The organism is Nonomuraea sp. 3N208 (genome assembly GCF_052245935.1).
GTDB lineage: Bacteria > Actinomycetota > Actinomycetes > Streptosporangiales > Streptosporangiaceae > Nonomuraea.
Window position 1 is genome coordinate 54,151 of the sequence record NZ_JBQQBR010000023.1, and the last position, 18,386, is coordinate 72,536.

At 70.4% G+C, this 18,386-nt stretch carries 11 protein-coding genes and 1 pseudogene; 8 read left to right on the forward strand and 4 right to left on the reverse strand.

Annotation, left to right across the window (positions count from 1 at the left end; translation table 11 throughout):
• Positions 1 to 11: 11 nt before the first annotated feature.
• The gene (locus tag ACTWPT_RS31850; protein WP_443181190.1) at positions 12 to 1,256 is read right to left on the reverse strand and encodes a CaiB/BaiF CoA transferase family protein; all 1,245 of its coding nucleotides are present in this window, start codon (positions 1,254 to 1,256) and stop codon (positions 12 to 14) included.
• Positions 1,257 to 1,440: 184 nt separating this feature from the next.
• On the opposite strand from ACTWPT_RS31850, the gene ACTWPT_RS31855 reads away from it, so the two are divergent.
• Positions 1,441 to 2,886 (forward strand): amidohydrolase family protein, encoded by a 1,446-nt coding sequence (locus tag ACTWPT_RS31855; RefSeq protein ID WP_443181191.1) that lies wholly within the window; start codon positions 1,441 to 1,443, stop codon positions 2,884 to 2,886.
• On the opposite strand, the gene ACTWPT_RS31860 is transcribed toward ACTWPT_RS31855, so the two are convergent.
• Positions 2,883 to 5,105: a hypothetical protein gene (locus ACTWPT_RS31860; RefSeq protein ID WP_443181192.1), complete on the reverse strand. Its 2,223-nt coding sequence runs from the start codon at positions 5,103 to 5,105 to the stop codon at positions 2,883 to 2,885. The genes ACTWPT_RS31855 and ACTWPT_RS31860 overlap by 4 nt on opposite strands.
• A gap of 137 nt (positions 5,106 to 5,242) precedes the next feature.
• Between ACTWPT_RS31860 and ACTWPT_RS31865 the strand changes: the two are divergent.
• A pseudogene (locus ACTWPT_RS31865) lies at positions 5,243 to 5,476 on the forward strand (transposase family protein); the annotation flags it as partial.
• Positions 5,477 to 5,574: 98 nt separating this feature from the next.
• Here ACTWPT_RS31865 and ACTWPT_RS31870 read toward each other — a convergent pair.
• Complete coding sequence (locus tag ACTWPT_RS31870) at positions 5,575 to 6,606, reverse strand: LacI family DNA-binding transcriptional regulator (RefSeq protein ID WP_443181193.1); 1,032 nt, start codon at positions 6,604 to 6,606, stop codon at positions 5,575 to 5,577.
• Positions 6,607 to 6,867: 261 nt separating this feature from the next.
• On the opposite strand from ACTWPT_RS31870, the gene ACTWPT_RS31875 reads away from it, so the two are divergent.
• The 6 genes from ACTWPT_RS31875 (at position 6,868) to ACTWPT_RS31900 (ending at position 15,015) form a co-directional block, all read left to right on the forward strand.
• The gene (locus tag ACTWPT_RS31875) at positions 6,868 to 8,142 is read left to right on the forward strand and encodes an ABC transporter substrate-binding protein (RefSeq protein WP_443181194.1); all 1,275 of its coding nucleotides are present in this window, start codon (positions 6,868 to 6,870) and stop codon (positions 8,140 to 8,142) included.
• Positions 8,136 to 9,068 carry a carbohydrate ABC transporter permease gene (locus ACTWPT_RS31880; RefSeq protein ID WP_443181195.1) on the forward strand — a complete coding sequence of 311 codons (933 nt, stop codon included), beginning with the start codon at positions 8,136 to 8,138 and terminating at the stop codon, positions 9,066 to 9,068. The genes ACTWPT_RS31875 and ACTWPT_RS31880 overlap by 7 nt, the downstream gene beginning before the upstream one ends.
• Positions 9,065 to 9,892 carry a carbohydrate ABC transporter permease gene (locus ACTWPT_RS31885; RefSeq protein WP_443181196.1) on the forward strand — a complete coding sequence of 276 codons (828 nt, stop codon included), beginning with the start codon at positions 9,065 to 9,067 and terminating at the stop codon, positions 9,890 to 9,892. Before ACTWPT_RS31880 ends, ACTWPT_RS31885 begins: the two co-directional genes overlap by 4 nt.
• Position 9,893: 1 nt before the next feature.
• The gene (locus ACTWPT_RS31890) at positions 9,894 to 12,509 is read left to right on the forward strand and encodes a glycoside hydrolase family 78 protein (protein ID WP_443181197.1); all 2,616 of its coding nucleotides are present in this window, start codon (positions 9,894 to 9,896) and stop codon (positions 12,507 to 12,509) included.
• A gap of 48 nt (positions 12,510 to 12,557) precedes the next feature.
• Positions 12,558 to 13,547: an endonuclease/exonuclease/phosphatase family protein gene (locus tag ACTWPT_RS31895; protein ID WP_443181198.1), complete on the forward strand. Its 990-nt coding sequence runs from the start codon at positions 12,558 to 12,560 to the stop codon at positions 13,545 to 13,547.
• 103 nt (positions 13,548 to 13,650) lie between these two features.
• Positions 13,651 to 15,015, forward strand: a complete 1,365-nt coding sequence (locus ACTWPT_RS31900) for a xylan 1,4-beta-xylosidase (RefSeq protein WP_443181199.1) — start codon at positions 13,651 to 13,653, stop codon at positions 15,013 to 15,015.
• A 55-nt stretch (positions 15,016 to 15,070) separates the two neighbouring features.
• On the opposite strand, the gene ACTWPT_RS31905 is transcribed toward ACTWPT_RS31900, so the two are convergent.
• Positions 15,071 to 18,376: a PQQ-dependent sugar dehydrogenase gene (locus ACTWPT_RS31905; RefSeq protein ID WP_443181200.1), complete on the reverse strand. Its 3,306-nt coding sequence runs from the start codon at positions 18,374 to 18,376 to the stop codon at positions 15,071 to 15,073.
• Positions 18,377 to 18,386: the final 10 nt, after the last annotated feature.

Consider the following 18,386-nt stretch of genomic DNA (forward strand, 5'->3'; position numbering starts at 1 on the left):
ATTCGGCTCCATCACGCCCCACTTCCTTCCACGGAACCGGCGGGACCGGCGGGACCGGCGGGACCGGCGGGACCGGCGGGACCGGCGGGACCGGCGAGCCACTTGCGCAGCTCCGCGCCGTGCTCGTCGAGCTCCGGTGGCGGCAGCGTATAGCGGACCGGCGTCTCTGAGAACCGGATCGGATGCCGCGTGGTCGGCACCGCCCGCTCTCCTGCCCCCACTTCGACGACGGGCTCCAGCCCGAACCGCTCGGCCATGGCGAACCCGCCGTCGATGGTGTTGATCGGCCCGCTCGGCACCCCGGCCTCGACCAGCAGCTCGAACCACTCGACCGCCCCACGGGTGGCCAGCCGCTCGACCAGGATCGGCCGCAGCTCGTCCCGGCGCGCGGTGCGGTCGGCGTTGCGGGCGAAGCGCGGGTCGTCGGCGATCTCGGGGATCCCGAGCACTTCGCACAACTTGCGGAACTGGCCGTCGTTGGCGGCGGTGACGATGAGGTCATTGTCGGCGGTCGGCAGCGGCTCGTAGGGGAACACGCTCGGATGCGCGTTCCCCATCCGGTACGGCACGACGCCACCCGCGACGTACGCGGCGCTGTGGTTCACCAGCCCGGTCAGCGCCGACGACAGCAGATTGACCTCGACCTGCTGTCCCTGCCCGGTGATCTCGCGGTGGCGCAGCGCGGCGAGGATCCCGATGACGGCGTGGTTGCCCGCCATCACGTCGAACACGGAGATCCCGGCCCGGTACGGCGGCCCGTCCGGATCGCCGGTGAGGCTCATCAGCCCCGACATGGCCTGGACCATGAGGTCATAGCCGGGCACCCGGGCCCCGGCACCCGACCCGAACCCGCTGATGGAGGCGTACACGACGCCGGGGTTCGCGGCCCTGACCGAGGCGTAGTCGAGGCCGTACTTGGCCAGCCCGCCGGGCCGGAAGTTCTCGATCAGCACGTCCGCGCGCCGGGCCAGCTCCCTGGCCGCCTCGGCGTCGGCCTCGTCCCGCAGGTCGAGCGCGATCGACCGTTTCCCCCGGTTGACCCCGAGATAGTACGTCGACACCTCGCCTCGTACCGGCGGCGTCCAGGACCGCGTGTCGTCCCCGGCAGGCCCCTCGACCTTGACCACGTCGGCGCCCAGGTCGGCCAGCAACATCGTGGCGTACGGCCCGGCCAGGATCCGGGAGAAGTCGGCCACCAGCACGCCGGACAGCGGCCCGCCCCCCGCCGGCCCGTTCGCTACGGCGTCCTCTGCCATCCGGCTCCCTTCCAGTACGAGCGTTCGCTACACGGACGACTGTCCGTAATCGTGATTCTGGCATACACCCGGACCCCGGCCCAAGCACAGAGGAGACCCTTGACACCGTTCGCGGCAACCGTAGAGTTACGGCGAACAACATGACCGTGCAGCGGACAACCGTTCGGAAGATCGGAGTTCAGCGATGAGCGAGCAAACCGGGTTCGAGGCCGGACGGCCTGTGGTGCTGCGCGGCGGCACGGTGCTGCCGATGGACGGCGGGCGCACGGTGCTCGAACGCACCGACGTCCTGGTGACCGGCGACTGGATCGCCGCCGTCGGGCCCGATCTGGAGGCGCCCGAGGACGCCGTCACGATCGACGCGTCGGACGGCATCGTCATGCCCGGCATGATCGACACCCACCGGCACATGTGGCAGACCGCGTTGCGCGGGTACGGCGCCGACTGGACGCTCACGCAGTACTTCGTCTGGTTCTACCTGGAGCACGGGAAGCTGTTCCGGCCGGAGGACATCCACGCGGGCAACACCCTCGCCGCGATCGAGGCGCTGGACGCCGGCGTCACGACCGTCGTCGACTGGTCGCACGGCCTGCAGACCGTGGACCACGCCGACGCCGCCGTCGACGCGCTGCAGTCGGTGCCGGGCCGGTACGTGCTCGCGTACGGCAACATCCAGCAGCCCCCCGCCGAGTGGACGGCCGCGCCCGAGTTCCGTGACTTCGTGCGCCGCCGGATCACCGGCGACGACCTGCTCGGCTTCCAGCTCGCCTTCGACGTGCTGGGCGACCCGGCCTTCCCGGAGAAGCCCGCGTTCGAGGTGGCGCGGGAGCTCGACGCGCCGGTCACCACGCACGCCGGCGTCTGGGGCGCGACCAGCGACGACGGCATCCGGCTCATGTACGAGCACGGCTTCATGACCCCGCGGAACATCTACGTGCACGCCGCGTCGTTGTCGGCCGACTCCTATCACCGCATCGCCGCCACCGGGGGCTCCGTCTCGGTCTCCACGGAGAGCGAGCAGAGCGCCGGCCAGGGGTACCCGCCCACGTGGGCGGTACGCGCCCACGGCATCCCGGTGTCGTTGTCCATGGACACCAGCGTGTGGTGGAGCGGCGACCTGTTCTCCGCCATGCGCACCACCCTCGGCGCCGACCGCTCCCGAGAGCACCTGGAGGCCCACGCCAAGGGCGACACCGTCACACACTGTGGTCTGCGCGCCGACCAGGTCGTCGACTGGGCCACCCGCGGCGGCGCCCACGCGCTCGGCCGCGACGACCTGGGCGTGATCGCGGCAGGCAAGAAGGCCGACCTGGTGCTCATCAAGAACGACCGTTCACCGGTCTCGTTCCCGGTGCTCCACCCGTACGGCCACGTCGCCTTCCAGGCGCAGCGCGGCGACGTGCACACTGTCCTGGTCAACGGGCGGGTGGTCAAGCACGAGCACAAATTGCTCGGCGTCGACCTGGCCACGGCGCGCCGCCAAGTCGAGCAGACGATCGACTACCTTCGCACGGAAATGGGCGAGGACGCCTGGAACAAGGGCATGAACCCAGACATCCCCGCGACGAAGATCCTCGACAATCCATACACCTACACCGACTACCGCAGCGACGCGACACACCGCCTCTAAGAGCTATCCCGTAATGGAGGGATAGTCCGGCCCGTGGGCACGTCTGTCCGGCGTGGTCCCGGGCCCGTGGGGTGCGGGTGGGGTCTCATCCGGGGTCGGCGTGGCACGGGTTGCGGAATTTCGCCGAGCAGAGGCCGCCCTTGTTGCCCGTGGCGGGGTGTGGGGATGGCTGCCGCCTGACCCGCGTCCGCCACCGTCGAGACGGCGGTGGTGGGGGTGGGATCGATCGCGGTTGACTCGGACAGGGCTTCTTGCAGCCCTTGCATCGTGTAGCTGGTGAGCAGCCGCTCCGCGTGGGAGTAGTCGACGCAGGCTGTGGCCAGGTCGGCCGGGTCGCTGTGGGTGACGCAGGAGGCCAGCAGCGCCGAGATCAGGTCACGGGGCGCGGTCAGGCCGCAGATCGGGCAGGCATGGGTGCGTTCCCGCAATGATTTGGGGACGCGGGTGCCGCAGGGGCAGTGCTGGGACATGGCGGTCGTGGTGGTGGAGGCGCGTAGCAGTGTGCCGCCCGCCGCGATGGCTTCGCGTTCAATCGCGGCGATGAGCTGACCGGGGGTGAACGCGGCCAGCGTCCGCCCCCACAGGCGGAACCAGGTGCGGATGTCACAGTCTTCGACGACCAGGCGAGTGCCGTGGACAGCGACCAGGTCGGCGGCGACCTGGCGGGCACGGGCTTTGCGGGCGGCCGTCCGGGTGACGGCGGCGGCCGCGTGTATGGCGCGCAGCTTGCGGTAGCCGCTGGACAGGGTGTCGGTGTGGTAGGCGGCGTTGCGGGGTTTCCCGGCCGCATTCGCCACCCGCCCCCCACGGGGGACGGTGATCTGGCGGGCGGGCAGGTCGGCCTCTTGACGGCGGCGAGCGCGTTTGGCCTGCCGTCTGGACGGCTCGTACCGGTCGGGGTTGCCGGCGCGGCGGGAGCGATCCAGGGCGCGGGAGCGCCGTTTGGCTTTGCGCCGATCGCCGGCGAGGCGGGCGTGTTCGGCGGGGGTGAGCGTGACCTGGTCGGCGCGAACGGGCCCATCGGCCGGGTCACCGGTGGCGGGGGCGGAGACGACCGACAGGTTGGAGACGTTGCCGTCAATGCCGGCCCGCCGCTGCAACCCCACCGCTCGCGCGCGGCGCTGCCGGGTGGCCGGGCTGGCGTATCCGGTGTCGAGGATCATCAGATGCGCCTCGTAGGTCCAGCCGCCGGGCGCGGACGGGTCGCGGCGGCGGACGAGGTCGATTTTGTGCCAAAGCTGCGGCCGGGCCAGGTAGTGGGCCAGGTAAGGCGCTCGGCCCGCGCCCTGGGGGAGGCGGACGGGCAGCACGAGGTCGCCGCGGCCGCTGCGGGGGCCGCCGGTGTAGACGACGGCCAGGGGGCCGGTGTGGTCCCACCAGGACGCGGGCCGGGTACGGGTTTTCCCGGTGGTCACGCTCCCTGTGGTCATGGTGCTCGTGGTGGTTGTGAGGGTGATGCGGCCGGTGGGGGCACCCGGCGGGCGAAGGCGCCGGGGCTGGGCGAGCACCGAGGCCGTCGGCGGGAGCGTCAGCGCCGCTGCCACCCACGCCTCCGTCCCCGGCGCCGGCCCGGATCCGGGCCTCGGCTGGGCGGTCAGGTGGGAGATGAGGTCTGGGTGTGGGTAGGCGGCCAGATGCCCGTCCAGGGTGCCGTGCAGGCGGAAGGTCTCCCATTTACGCGCCGTGGTGTGGGAGCGGGCCCGGCCGGGGATGCGGGTAAACGCCCAGAACGAGCCGGTCTTCGGCCGCCCGGCGTGCTTGCCCCTGCTGTCGGCGAACAGATGCCGGTCCACCCCCGTCCACACCTCATCCGCGATGTGCAGGGCGAGAGCCTTGGTCAGGTGGTGCAGCAGATACCCGGAGTTGTCCAGATGGGCGTAGGCGGCGTGTTCCAGGGCGACGCGGGTCAGCCCGAGCGTGGCCCGCCACTCCTTGGGGTCGGCCTGACGGCGGTAGGTGCCCGCCCAGTAGGCGTCGACCCGGGCGCGGGCGTCACGCTGCAATGCCCGTTTCAACGACCAAGCGGCGGCAAACAACTGCTCGACCCGGTCGCGAGTCTGCGGGTCGTCGACGATCAGAGGCAGGCGGATCACCGAGACCGGCTGGTCCTTGTCGCGTTTCCAAGCGCGGGTTTTGTTCTTGCCCCGGAACCGGCGGTGCGCCGGCTCGGCGCGGGGTGACCCGGGCGAGGACGAGGGCGGGACTGTCCCACCTGCCACTTGGTGCTCTCCCGTCACGCTCACATCACCCAGCGTGACACACCTGCTCGGTAAACGTCCAGCAAGTATTCGGGAACATGTTCGCGTGCCGGCCCAGCCGACGGAACCCGATCGCGATCTCTTTGCCGAAGCCCAACATGCGACTGGGTCAGCCTCGTGCGCGCCCCGGGACGTCCAGGCGTGGACCGGACTGTCCGGCCCGCAACTCCAGACATCGATCAGCCGGTTGCCCGACCGTCATCCCGACGCCGGGCGGGCCGCCCCTGGGCCTGGCCTACCCCGACCGGGTCTTCCTCGTCGTGCTCGCTTTCCGCACCAACCTCACCATGATCCAGCTCGGTACGCTGTTCGGTGTCTCCGAATCCGCGCTCTGCCAGATGATCGCCGATCTCGCTCCGCACCCGGCCGCGCTGCTCGCTCCGCCGCCACTTCCTGGCGTCAGCTCAAGGCTGCAGCATGTCAGAGCGCTTCAACGGCAGGGAGCCGTCGAGCGGCGCGGCACCAAGGTCGGCGTGAGGGAGAAGTCGACCGCCGCCGTACGGCCCTGGATGCGTTCAAGGAGCAGGCGGCCCGCCGTTCTGCCCATGATGGCGCCGTCTTGATCGACGGTGGTCAGGGAGATGTGAGCGAGGCCGGACATGCGGGTGTTGTCGTAGCCGGCCAGGGAGATGTCGGAGGGGACGGCGAGACCGGCCTCATAGAGGGCCGCGAGTGCGCCGAAGGCGGCCAGGTCGGCGCCGGCGAAGATGGCGGTGGGGCGCGGCTCGCGGGCCAGCAGGACACGCGCCGCCGCATAGCCGCCCTCCTCCGTGTAGGCGGTGGCGGCGACGGCGATCTCGCCGGCCAGGCCATGCTCGGCCATGACCCGCCGGTAGGTCCGTTCCCTGATGGTGTGCTGCAGCGCCCCGGGCCTGCCGCGGCTGGCGTCACGCTGCCCGATGTGGGCGATATGGCGGTGCCCGAGCGCGATCAGATGACTCACGACCAGTTCGGCGCCCACCTCGTCGTCATCGTGGACCGAGTCGTAGAGGGCTGACTTCTCGTGTGGGCCGAGCACGACAGTCGGCGTGCCCGTGGCTACCTCTTCCAGCTCCCCTTTGGAGCCGAGCGGCGCGATCATCAGGATGCCGTCCACCTGGCGGTCCACCAGCGCGTCGATCGCCATGCGCTCCCCCTCCGGATCCTTGCCGCCCTGGACGAGGATGGCCTGGTAGTCGGTGCCGCCGAGCTGCGTCATGAGGCCGTCGAGGATCTCGGCGAAGAACGGGTTGCTGATGTGCGGCAGGAGCACACCGATGGTGAACGTGTGGCCGCGCATGGCCCGCGCCGCGTTACGCGGGCGGTAGCCGAGCTCGTCGATGGCGACCCGGACGCGGTCGCGCATGGCCGCGCTGACGCCGTAGGCGTTACGCAGCACCTTCGACACCGCGGTGGTGGAGACTTGAGCGCGGCTCGCCACGTCGGCGATCGTGATCCGGCGCCCTCGAGCGGCCCCGCCCATACGCCCGCCTTCCCGTCGGAACCCGTTCGGACAGTACGGTTCAACCATCGGAAAGTCGTGGATAACGTTACCCATTTCCGGTAGGGAAAACCCTCCGGAGACGGAATTTCCCCGTGTCACGATTGGGAATCGTTCCCCAAATTCGCCCTTGACGACTCCCGTATGTGACGCCTACGTTAACTGGCATCGGGGGCGTTTAAAACGATTCAACGGACCCGGAGGGGCGTTGTGAAGACCTCGTACCGCGTACTGGGAGCGGCCGTGGCCGTTCTCGCGACAGCGGCCCTGACCTCCTGCGGCTCGGGCTCAGGCGCCGAGCCCGCCACAGACGGCACCACCACCCTGACGTTTCTCGTGGACAACGGCCCAGGAACCGTCAACTCGGCCAAGGCGCTCACGGAAGCCTTCATGAAGGCCAACCCCAAGATCAAGATCGAGACCGAGACGCGGCCGGGCGGCAGCGAGGGCGACAACATCGTCAAGACCCGGCTCTCGACCGGCGACATGACCGACATGTTCTGGTACAACTCCGGTTCGCTGCTCCAAGCGCTCAACCCCGCCCAGACCCTCGTCGACCTCACCGGCGATCCGGTGCTGCAGAACGTGCAGAAGGACTTCCTGCCGGTGGTGAGCCAGGCGGGCAAGGCGTACGGCGTGCCGGGCGGCACCGCCTTGGGCGGCGGCATCCTCTACAACCGCAAGATCTACGACAAGCTCGGCCTGAAGCCGCCCACGACCTGGGCGGAGTTCATGGCCAACAACGACAAGATCAAGGCGGCCGGGATCACGCCGATGATCGCCACGTTCAAGGACACCTGGACGTCACAGCTGCTCGTGCTCGGCGACTTCTACAACGTCCAGGCGGCGGACCCGACCTTCGCGCAGAACTACACCGCCAACAAGGCCAAGTTCGCCACCACCCCGGCCGCCATGGCGGGCTTCCAGCATCTGGCGGAGGTGCACAGCAAGGGCTACCTCAACAAGGGTTTCGGCTCGGCCACCAACGACCAGGGCATGAAGATGCTGATCGAGGGCCAGGGCGCGCACTACCCGATGCTCAGCGCCACGTTGCCGCCCCTGGTGGCCACCATGCCGCAGGCCGCCACCGACGTCGGCTTCTTCGCCATCCCCGGCACCGACGCCGCCAAGAACGGCGCCACGCTCTGGGAGCCGGCCGGCATCTACATCCCCAAGACCACCAAGAACCTGGAGACGGCCAAGAAGTTCCTGGCCTTCGTCGCCTCGCCTGCGGGCGCCGACGCCGTCAGCAAGCTCGTCCAGCCGTCCGGGCCGTACCGGATCCAGGGCGCCAAGCTGCCCGAGGACGCCATCCAGGTGGCCAAGGACCTGCAAGCGTACGTCGACAAGGGAGCGACCGCGCCCGCGCTGGAGTTCGTCTCCCCGGTCAAGGGCCCGTCGCTGGAGCAGATCACCGTCGCCGTCGGCTCCGGGCTGACGCCGCCCGCCGAGGGCGCCACCCAGTACGACAAGGACGTGGAGAAGCAGGCCCAGCAGTTGGGGCTCGCAGGATGGTGACCAAGCAGCACGCCGGGCCCCGCACGGGGCCCGGCCCGGCCCGCGAGAAGAAGCACGTTCACGCGTCGAAGCAGCGTGCGGCCTACCCGTACGCGCTCTACGTGCCGGCCGCCGTCGTCTACCTGGTGATCTTCCTGGTGCCGACGGTGATGGCCTTCTACTTCGCGCTGACCCGCTGGACGTTGTTCGACAGCACCTTCGTCGGGCTGCAGAACTTCCGCGACTTCTTCGCCGAGCAGAACCTGCGCATCGGCTTCGCCAACACCCTCATCTACGCGGTGGTCACCAGCGGGCTGAAGGTGGTGCTCGGGCTGCTGCTGGGCGTGCTGCTCACTTCGAGGCTGCGGCTGCGCGGCTTCCTGCGCTCGGTGGTGTTCTTCCCCGTGCTGGTGTCCACGGTGGCGGTGGGCTTCACCTTCAGCGCGCTGCTGCGGCCGGACACCGGCCTGGTCAACAAGGCCCTCGCCCTGGTCGGCGTCGACGGTCCCGACTGGCTGGGCGACGCCAACACGGCGCTGCTGTCGGTGGCGCTGGTGGACGTGTGGAAGGGCGTGGGCATCGCCACCGTCATCTACATCGCCGGCATCATGTCCATCCCGCGCGACTACTACCAGGCGGTGGCCGTGGACGGTGGCGGCGCCTGGCACCGCTTCCGGCACGTGACGCTGCCCTTGAGCTGGCCGGCCACGTATTCGGTGATCCTGCTGTCGTTCATCGGCGGCCTGCGCTCGTTCGACCTGATCTGGACGATGACGCGGGGTGGGCCCGGCTTCACCAGCGACACCATCGCCTCGATCATCTACAAGCAGTACCAGGCCGGCTTCTTCGGCCTGTCCACCGCGGGCAACGTCATCCTGTTCGTCGTCGTCACCGCCATCGTCGTGCCGCTCAACTACTTCCTCGGCAAGAGGCAGGTCGCCGCATGAGAGCGCTCAAGAGATTCAGCGCGGAGACGATCGCGCTCCTCGTGGCCACCGTGGTCTTCCTGATCCCGTTCTCGTTCATGCTGCTGACCGCGGTCAAGGACCAGGTGCAGTCCGCCGACCTGGACTTCGCCTGGCCCACCAGCTGGCCCGTGGTCCGGAACTTCATCGAGGTCATCGAGGCGCGCGACTACCTGCTGCTGCGGGCCTACGTCAACAGCACGATCCTCACCGTCGCGTCCGTCGCGCTGATCGTGGTGTTCGCCGCGATGGCCGCGTTCGTGCTGCAGCGCCGCGTCGGCAAGGTCGGCAAGGTGGCCGACTTCCTGGTGCTGTCGGGGCTGGTCATCCCGCCCGCGATCGTCCCCACGATCTGGCTGCTGCAGGGGCTCGGCCTGTTCAAGACCCTGCACGGGCTGATCCTCGTCGAGGTCGCCTACGGCCTGTCGTACGCGGTGCTGCTCTTCCGCGCCTTCATCGCGGCCATCCCGCGCGAGCTGGACGAGGCCGCCATGATCGACGGCTGCACGGGGTTCACGCTCTTCTTCCGCGTGATCTTCCCGCTGCTCAAGCCGGTCACCATCACCGTGATCCTGACCAGCTCGGTGGCCGTCTTCAACGACTTCGTCAACCCGCTGTACTTCCTGCCCGGCGACGACAACGCCACCGTGCAGCTGACCCTCTACAACTTCCAGAGCCTCTACAACACGCAGTGGAACCTGCTGTTCATGGACATCGTCCTGATCACGATCCCGCCGCTGCTGATGTTCGTCTTCTTCAACCGCAAGATCGTCGACGGCATGACCGCCGGCGCCATCAAGGGATGACATGACTTCTTCGTTTCACGTCCACGCCCCTACCTTCGAGCATCACCGGCACCCGCTCGGCATCGGCGAACCCGCCCCTCGCCTGTCCTGGGCCGTCACCACCGACATCCCCGGCTGGCGGCAGCAGGCGTACGAGATCGAGCTGAGCGACGGCACGGCGACCGGACGGGTCGAGTCCGGCGAGTCGGCGCTGGTGCCCTGGCCGGGCGCGGAGCTGGGCTCGCGCGAGCGGCGCGGCGCGCGGGTGCGCGTGCACGGCGCCGACGGCTCGGCCGGCGACTGGAGCGCCTGGTCGTACGTGGAGGCGGGGCTGCTCGAGCCCGGCGAGTGGCGTGCGGAGGCGGCGGCACCGCCCCTCGACCTGCTGGGTGTGCCGGACGGGCCCGCGCTGCTCCTCCGCCGCGACTTCACCCTGCGCGGCCCCGTCGAGCGGGCCCGCCTGTACGTCACCGCGCACGGCACGTACGAGGTCGAGCTCAACGGCCGGGTGGTCGGCGACGACGTGCTCGCCCCCGGCTGGAGCAGCTACGGCCACCGGCTGCGCTACCGCACCCACGACGTCACGGACCTCCTGCGCGAGGGAGGCAACGCCATCGGCGCGACCCTGGCCGACGGCTGGCACCGGGGCCGGCTCGGCTTCATGGGCGGCAAGACCGACATCTACGGCGACCGCACCGCGCTGATCGCCCAGCTGGAGATCACCTACGCCGACGGCGCCACCGACACCGTCGTCACCGACGGCGCATGGCGCTGCACCCCCGGCCCCGTCACGGCGGCGAGCCTGTACGACGGTGAGAAGCACGACGCCCGCCTGCTGCCGCGCGGCTGGTCGGAGCCCGGCTTCGACGACGCCTCCTGGCTGCCCGCCGACGTGCTACGGCACGACCCGGACCGGCTGGTGGCCCCGACGGGCCCGCCCGTGCGCCGGGTGGAGACGCTGAGCCCGGTCGAGGTGCTGACCGGGCCGTCCGGGGAGACGATCCTCGACTTCGGCCAGAACGTCTCCGGCCGCCTGCGCATCCGCGTGCAGGGCCCGGCCGGGCACACCGTCACGCTCCGGCACGCCGAGGTGCTGGAGAACGGCGCCCTGGCGCTGCGCCCGCTGCGTAACGCGGCCGCGCTCGACCAGTACACGCTGCGCGGCGACGGCACGCCCGAGGAGTGGGAGCCCCGCTTCACCCTGCACGGCTTCCGCTACGCGCAGGTGGACGACTGGCCGGGCGAGCTTGACCCGGCCGACGTCCAGGCCGTCGTCTGCCACACCGACATGCGGCCCATCGGCACCTTCGACTCCTCCGACCCGCTGCTGAACCGCCTGCACGACAACGTCCGGTGGAGCATGCGCGGCAACTTCGTCGACCTGCCCACCGACTGCCCGCAGCGGGACGAGCGGCTTGGCTGGACCGGTGACATCCAGGTCTTCGCCCCCGCGGCGGCCTTCCTGTACGAGTGCACGGGGCCGCTGGCGTCCTGGCTCGCCGACCTGGCCGCCGAGCAGGCCGAACTCGGCACGGTCCCGCCGTACGTGCCGTGGGTGTCGTTGTTGTTCCCGCCTGCTCCGGCCGCGGCCTGGGGCGACGCCGCGGTGATCGTCCCGTGGGTGCTCTACCAGCGCTCCGGCGACCTCGGGCTGCTGCGCGCGCAGTACCCGAGCATGACGGCGTGGGTGGACCAGGTGGCCGGGTTGACCGGCGGCGACCACCTGTGGGACGAGGGCTTCCAGTTCGGCGACTGGCTCGACCCCGCCGCTCCCCCGGACAATCCGGGCAAGGCGCGGACCGACCACGCGCTCGTCGCCACCGCCTACCACGCATGGACCGCCTCCATCGTGGCCGGCACGGCGGCGCTGCTCGGCCGCTCCTCCGACGCCGAGCACTACAACGTGCTGGCGAGGGAGGTGCGCGCGGCCTTCCGCCGCGAGTTCGTCACCCCGTCCGGGCGGCTGGCCTGCGACACCCAGACGGCCTACGCCCTCGCCCTGTCCCTGGACCTGCTGGACGGGCCGGAGCAGCGGGAGCGGGCCGGGCGCCGGCTGGTCCAGCTCGTCGCCCAGGACGACCACCGCATCGGCACGGGCTTCGTCGGCACGCCGCTCATCTGCGACGCGCTGTGCTCGGTAGGCGCGTACGACACCGCGTACGCGCTGCTCACGCAGCGCAACTGCCCGTCGTGGTTGTACCCGGTGACCATGGGCGCCACCACGATCTGGGAACGCTGGGACAGCATGCTGCCCGACGGCACGGTCAACCCGGGCGAGATGACCTCCTTCAACCACTACGCCCTCGGCGCTGTGGCCGACTTCCTGCACCGCACGGTCGCCGGCTTGGCGCCTGCCGCGCCCGGCTACCGTGAGCTGCTCGTACGGCCGTACCCCGGAGGCGGCCTGACCCGCGCGAGCGCCGCGCTGGAGACGCCCTACGGCCGGGCGGAGGCAGGCTGGGAACGCGCCGGCGGGCGGATGGAGCTGCGCGTGGTCGTCCCGCCGAACGCCACGGCCACCGTTCACCTGCCCGCGGAGCCCGAGCAGGCCATCGTCGTCGGGTCCGGGGAGCACGTCTTCGCGTGCGCTTTCCGCGACCCGGCTGACGACCCCGCGCCGGGGGCCCGAATCGGCTGACGAATCGTCATCATGGAAATTTAATGATGACCGCTTAGGTTCGTGGGCGTGCTTTTACAGGAGGCCGCCGCGAACGAGGCGGTGCCGGGCCGGCCCCGGCGAAAATGGGCCGCGCGGCTGACCGCAGGGGTCGCGGCGTTGTTCGCCGTGGGGACGGCCGTGCGGCTGGGCGGGCTGGAGTCGGGGGTCCTGCTCGTGCCGCTGGTCTCGTTCACGCCGTACTTCGCGCTCGCCGCGCTGGTCGTGCTGGCGGTGGCGGTCGCCACCCGCAGCAGGGCCGCGATCGCCGTCATGCTGGCGGTGTGCGCCTGCCTGGCCTGGTGCGTCGTGCCGCGGGCGATCGCGACGTCCGGCCCCGCCGAGGGGCGGCCGCTGCGGGTGCTGACCGCCAACCTCAACGGCGGGCGCGGGGACGCCCAGGTGATCGTCGACCTGGTGCGCAGGTTGAACGTGGATGTGCTCAGCCTGCAGGAGCTGACGTGGTCGGCGCGCGACCGGCTGGCGGCGGCGGGGCTCGAGGGGCTGCTGCCGTACCAGGTGGCCAAGCCGGAGACGTGGGGTCCGGTGGGCAGCGGCGTGTACGCGCGTTACCCATTGCGGGAACGTTCCGGGGTGTTCCAGCCGGTCGGGCACCACATGCCGGTGGCGGAGGTGGCGCTGCCCGGCGGGTCGGCCGTGGAGGTCGTGGTCGTGCACCCGGTGGCGCCGGTCCCCAGGACGGTGCCGGAGTGGGAGGCCGGGGTCGGCACGCTGCCGCCCGCGCCGTCGTCGGGCCCGCCGCGGATACTGGCGGGCGACTTCAACGCCACGCTCGACCACGCCGTGTTCCGGGGGCTGCTGGCCACCGGTTACACGGACGCGGCGGCGGCCACCGGTCAGGGATTGGTGCCGACCTGGCCGATGCGCAGGTTCCCGCCTCTGGTGGCCATCGACCATGTGCTCACCGACGGCCGGGCCGGTGCGACCGCCGTGGAGATCCACGACGTGCCGGGCTCGGACCACCGGGCGCTCTTCGCCGACCTGCGGGTACGGCCCTGAGGCACGGCCGACGGTAACGCTTCACTGAGAATCAAGTCCGCGACCACCGCTCGGGCGGCCGTCCGTGCGATGCTCTCAGCCAAACGAATCATGAGGAGACCAGGTGCCTTCGGATAGCGGGAAGTCGATGTGGGGGCGGCCGATCCGGATGATCGCCGCCTCCGCGGTCGCGGTGGTCTTAGCGAGCTGCGGATCCGCAGCCTCCCCCGGCGCGGATCCCGCGACCTCCGCGGCGAAGCAGTCGCCGGCGCAGTCGCCTTCCGAGGTCCAGAAGCCGCCGGACGTGGAGCCCGACTGGCCGCGCTGGGGGTTCACACACACGGGGACCAGCGCCAACAACATCACCCCGCAGTTCGAGCAGACCGTGGCCCAATCGCTGGCCCGCACCCCCATGTTGCAGAACCAGCACATCATGGGCTTCGGTGCGCTCAACCCACAGCCGCGGCGGCAGGAATACTTCTGGGAGGACCTCGACAGCCGCGTGGGCTTCATGAAGCAGTCCGGCGGCACGTCGATCATCACGCTCTGCTGCGCCCCCGACTGGATGAAGGGCGGCCCCGAGGGACCGACCTCGCAGGAGGGCTGGGCGGAGCACCTGGAGGACGCCCCCTACCCGCAGCACTTCGACGATTACGCCAAGCTGGCGGCGACCGTGGCCGAGCGATACAAGGACGTCGACTACTTCCTGGTCTGGAACGAGTTCAAGGGCTTCTGGAAGGACCACTCCAAGCCCGCGGACTACAAGGGCTACACGGAGCTGTACAACAAGGTCTACGACGCGGTGAAGGCGGTCCGTCCCGACGCCAAGATCGGCGGCCCGTACCTCGGGTTCGACAGCAACAAGAGTGGCGACTCCGAGCTACGCGGCGACTGGGGCGTGGTCAACCAGAACGTTCTGGACGCCTTCAACTACTGGTACGAGAACAAGAAGGGCGCCGACTTCATCGTCGTCGACGGTGCCTCGCCGACCGATGCCCACGAGCTGCTGCCTGACGAGTTCGGCGCGCTGAGCAAGTTCAGCGCGGTCACCGAGTGGCTGCGGAAGAAGACCAACGACATGCCGATCTGGTGGTCGGAGTGGTATTTCGTGCCCGAGGACGGCACCGACTGGCCCGAGGACAAGCGGCTCGCCGTCCAGGCCGCCTCCATGATCGAGTTCGCCAAGAGCGGCGCCGCCACCGCGCTGTACTGGAACCCGCAGGCCAAGGAGGGTGCCTGCCAGGGTTGCCTGTGGAACCCGAAGTCCGGCGCCCCGCTCCCGACCGGGCAGCTGGTGAGCAACTTCGCCAAGTGGTTCCCGGCCGGGGCCGAGCTCGAGGACGTCTCCCCCTCGGACCCGAAGGTCCGGGTGCTGGCCCAGCCCGAGCAGCTGCTGCTGGTCAACACGACGGACGCGCAGGTCGCCACGACGGTGGACGGCAAAGAGCACACGCTGAAGCCGTACGAGATCAAGTGGAGCGGTCGCTAGGCCCCACTGCCGCGAACCCGCCGGAATTGGCGGGTTCGCGGAAAACCGACCGTCGCTACACCTCCTTCAGCCGGGCGATCAGCGCCTGGGCGTCCCGTACGAGGGCGGCGCGGACGGCCGCGTCCCGCACGTTGTCCCGCTTCTCGGCCACCTTGACGAACTGCCGCAGTGCGTCGATCGCCGGTGCCGGCTTGCCCCGCGTCTCGTGCCATTCGGCCAGGTCGAGCAGCTTCAGCAGGTCGGCGGCGGCCTTGCGGGTCACGGAGCCGCTCTCGGCGAAGCGGGCCACGAGCGTCCGCAGGTCGGCGTACGAGGTCGTGGTCGAGAACGTCACCGTCTGCGTCGTGCTCCGCCCGGCCTTGTCCGTGGCGGTCCCGACCAGTTGGTGCTCACCGAGTGGCAGCGTCCACAGCTGGACCGGCGTGCCGGACGGGACCGACGTGCCGTCGATCTTGGCGGTGACGCCGTCGACGCCTGAGACCGCGTCCGTGGCCGTGAGGACCGGGGTGACCGAGGCCGAGTCGCCGTACGGCTTGGCCTCCACTCCGCTCATCGTCAGCACCGGATCCGACTTGTCGATCTTCACGGTGACGCTGCCGACCGGGGACACGTTGCCGCCGTTGTCGGTGGCCCGGTAGCGGACCTCCTTGGCGCCCTCGGCGCTGAGCGTCACGGGGTTGTTGGCGTTGGCCCAGGTGGCGCCGCCGTCGAGCGAGTACTGGCGGCTCGCGACGGTGCCGTCGTCGGTGGCGGTGACCGTGAGCGTGACGTTGCCGGTGTACCAGCCGTTCTGTCCGTTCGGCTGGGCCGGGTTGAGCGCGGCCGTGACGGTGGGCGGGCTGGTGTCGGCGACACCGTCGCCGAGGAAGGTGAAGACGTCCACGACCACGCCTCCTGTCGAGGTGACGTACAGCCGCCCGCTGCCCGCCGGGGCCGCCCCGAACGAGGTCGTCACCGTCTGCCACCCGTCACCGGACGGCACCTCGACGGTGGCGAACGGCTCGGCGGTCGCCGAGCCCCAGCGCAGCGAGAGCGTCCCGGCGCCGGTGGCCCTGGTGCGCAGCCCGCTGATGCCGGTGAAGTTGACCGGGTCGTAGGCGATCCAGTCGCCGGCGTCGAACGAGGTGACCTTGGCCCGGCCGGACGCGGTGTCGTCGGGCGTGGTCGTCACGCCGCTGCTCTCGTCGGCGTGTTCGGCCTGCGCCTGCTTCGGGTTGAGCACGAGGGCGGCCTCGCCGAGCGCGCCCGGGATGTCGCCGTTGCCGTTGTCGCGGTAGGTGACGACCACGACGCCGTAGATGTTCTCCGTCTCTCCGTGTTCGGGCGCGTTCGCCGGAGTCGGCCAGGCGCCGGCGCAGCCCGTGCCAGTGGTCTCCGGGTGGGCGTGCGTGTCGTGGCCGAGCCCGAACGCCCACTGGACGCGGCCGCACACGGGCGTGTTCCCGTCCTCGGCGTCCGACACCCCGACCTTGTACGGCACCGCGTCGCCCCAGTCGAAGAACGCCCCGTCCGGCGGCGTCTGAACGGTCACCTCGGGCGCGGTGTTGCCCACGGTGACCTCGGTCGAGGTGAGCCCTGCCCGGCCGCCGGAGTCGGTGACCCGCAGCCGTGCCACGTACTGCCCCAGCTCGGTGTAGGTGTGTGTGGCCGTCGCCCCGGTGGCGTCGAACGTGCCGTCGCCGTCGAAGTCCCATTCGTACGTCAACGCCCCGGGCTCAGTGTCGGTCGAGCCGCTCGCGTCGAACGCGACCGTGAGCGGCGCCCCGCTGCTCGACGTCGGCGCGGCCTCCATGCGCGCCTGAGGTGTCTTGTTGGCGGGCGTGTAGTCGATGCGGTAGAGCCCGGCGTCCGGGTTGGCGCGGAAGAACCCGTCGCCGTAGTCGAGCACGTACAGGGAGCCGTCGGGGCCGAACTCGATGTCCATCGGACTGTCGGTGATCGGCTGCGCCGCCGTCCGCAGCGCGCTGTTGGGCAGGAAGTGCTCCAGCGCGGTCACGGGCCCGTCCGGGTACGTGACAGTGAAGGCCGCCAGGTAGTCCTGCGAGAACTCGGCGAAGAACGCCTTGCCGTCCCAGTACTGCGGGAACTTGCCTGGCGCCGGATTCGCCGCGTCGTAGTGGTAGATCGGGCCGCCCATCGGCCCTTGCCCGCCCTGCGGCTCGAAGTCGGTCAGTCCGGCCCATGCGGCGGGCTGGTGGGTGTTGTTGTCCCCGTAGTACAGGTCTGCCGGCACGGCGGCCGGGATCTGGGTGAGGCCGGTGTTCCAGCGGGAGGTGTTCTGCGGCCCGGCCGCGCAGTCGAACCACGGCCCCGGCTGCACGGTCGCGAAGTCCCAGTCGTTGTAGTTGAAGTGGTTGCCCGTGCAGTACGGCCAGCCACTGTTCATGGGCTTGATGAGCGGTGTGACGTTCCACTCGACGTAGCCCAGGGGTCCCCGGTTGGGGTCGCCGGCGCCGGCATCGGGCCCGTAGTCGGCCCACGACAGGGTGCCGGTCGCCGCGTCCACGTCGATGCGGAACGGGTTGCGCACCCCCATGACGAAGATCTCCGGCCGGGTCTTGTCCGTCCCCGGCGGGAACAGGTTGCCCTCCGGGATCGTGTACGTGCCGTCGCCGGCCACCTTGAACCGAAGGATCTTGCCGCGCAGGTCGTTGGTGTTGCCCGCGCCGCGCCGGGCGTCGAAGCCGGGGTTCATGCCGGGCGCGTCGTTGTTGGGCGCGAACCCGTTGGCCCCTGGCGTGCCGGCCGGCGTGTTGTCGCCGGTGGCGAGGTAGAGGTTGCCGTCGGCGTCCCAGTCGAGGTCGCCGGCGACGTGGCAACACTGCCCGCGCTGCGTCTCGACCTTGATGATGACCTGCTCGGTGGACAGGTCCAGGGCGCTGCCCGTCCACTTGAAGCGGGACAGCTGGTTGTAGCCCTTCCACTGGTTCCAGTACGTGTCGTCGGCGCCGGCAGGCAGCGAGGTGGGCGCCGAGCCGGTCGGGGTCGTCTCCGGGTACGGCGCGGTCATGGTCTTGGGCGCGTAGTAGACGTACACCCACTTGTTGGCGGCGAAGTCCGGGTCGATCGCGATCGTCTGGAGCCCGTCCTCGGAGTTGCCGTAGACCGGGATGGTGTTGATGATCTTCGTGACGCCGGTGGCGGGGTCGGTCAGGCGGATGTCGCCGTTGCGGGCGGTGTGCAGGACTCGCCGGTCCGGCAGGACCGCGAGGTCGATGGGCTCGCCCACGTTCTTGGTCAGGGTGATCTTCTCGTAGCTCGACCACACGGTGGCCGGATCCTGCGCCCGCGCGGGCGCGGCGGGTAACGCGAGGGTCGCGGCGGCCACCAGGGCGGCCGTCATCGCTCGGGTAAAGTGCATGACGATGCTG

What these genes read in the sequence shown, in the direction of transcription:
- ACTWPT_RS31850 (WP_443181190.1), bottom strand. Translation starts at nt 1,256, where the DNA reads ATGGCAGAGGACGCCGTAGCGAACGGGCCGGCGGGGGGCGGGCCGCTG.
- ACTWPT_RS31855 (WP_443181191.1), top strand. Translation starts at nt 1,441, where the DNA reads ATGAGCGAGCAAACCGGGTTCGAGGCCGGACGGCCTGTGGTGCTGCGC.
- ACTWPT_RS31870 (WP_443181193.1), bottom strand. Translation starts at nt 6,606, where the DNA reads ATGGGCGGGGCCGCTCGAGGGCGCCGGATCACGATCGCCGACGTGGCG.
- ACTWPT_RS31880 (WP_443181195.1), top strand. Translation starts at nt 8,136, where the DNA reads ATGGTGACCAAGCAGCACGCCGGGCCCCGCACGGGGCCCGGCCCGGCC.
- ACTWPT_RS31885 (WP_443181196.1), top strand. Translation starts at nt 9,065, where the DNA reads ATGAGAGCGCTCAAGAGATTCAGCGCGGAGACGATCGCGCTCCTCGTG.
- ACTWPT_RS31890 (WP_443181197.1), top strand. Translation starts at nt 9,894, where the DNA reads ATGACTTCTTCGTTTCACGTCCACGCCCCTACCTTCGAGCATCACCGG.
- ACTWPT_RS31905 (WP_443181200.1), bottom strand. Translation starts at nt 18,376, where the DNA reads ATGCACTTTACCCGAGCGATGACGGCCGCCCTGGTGGCCGCCGCGACC.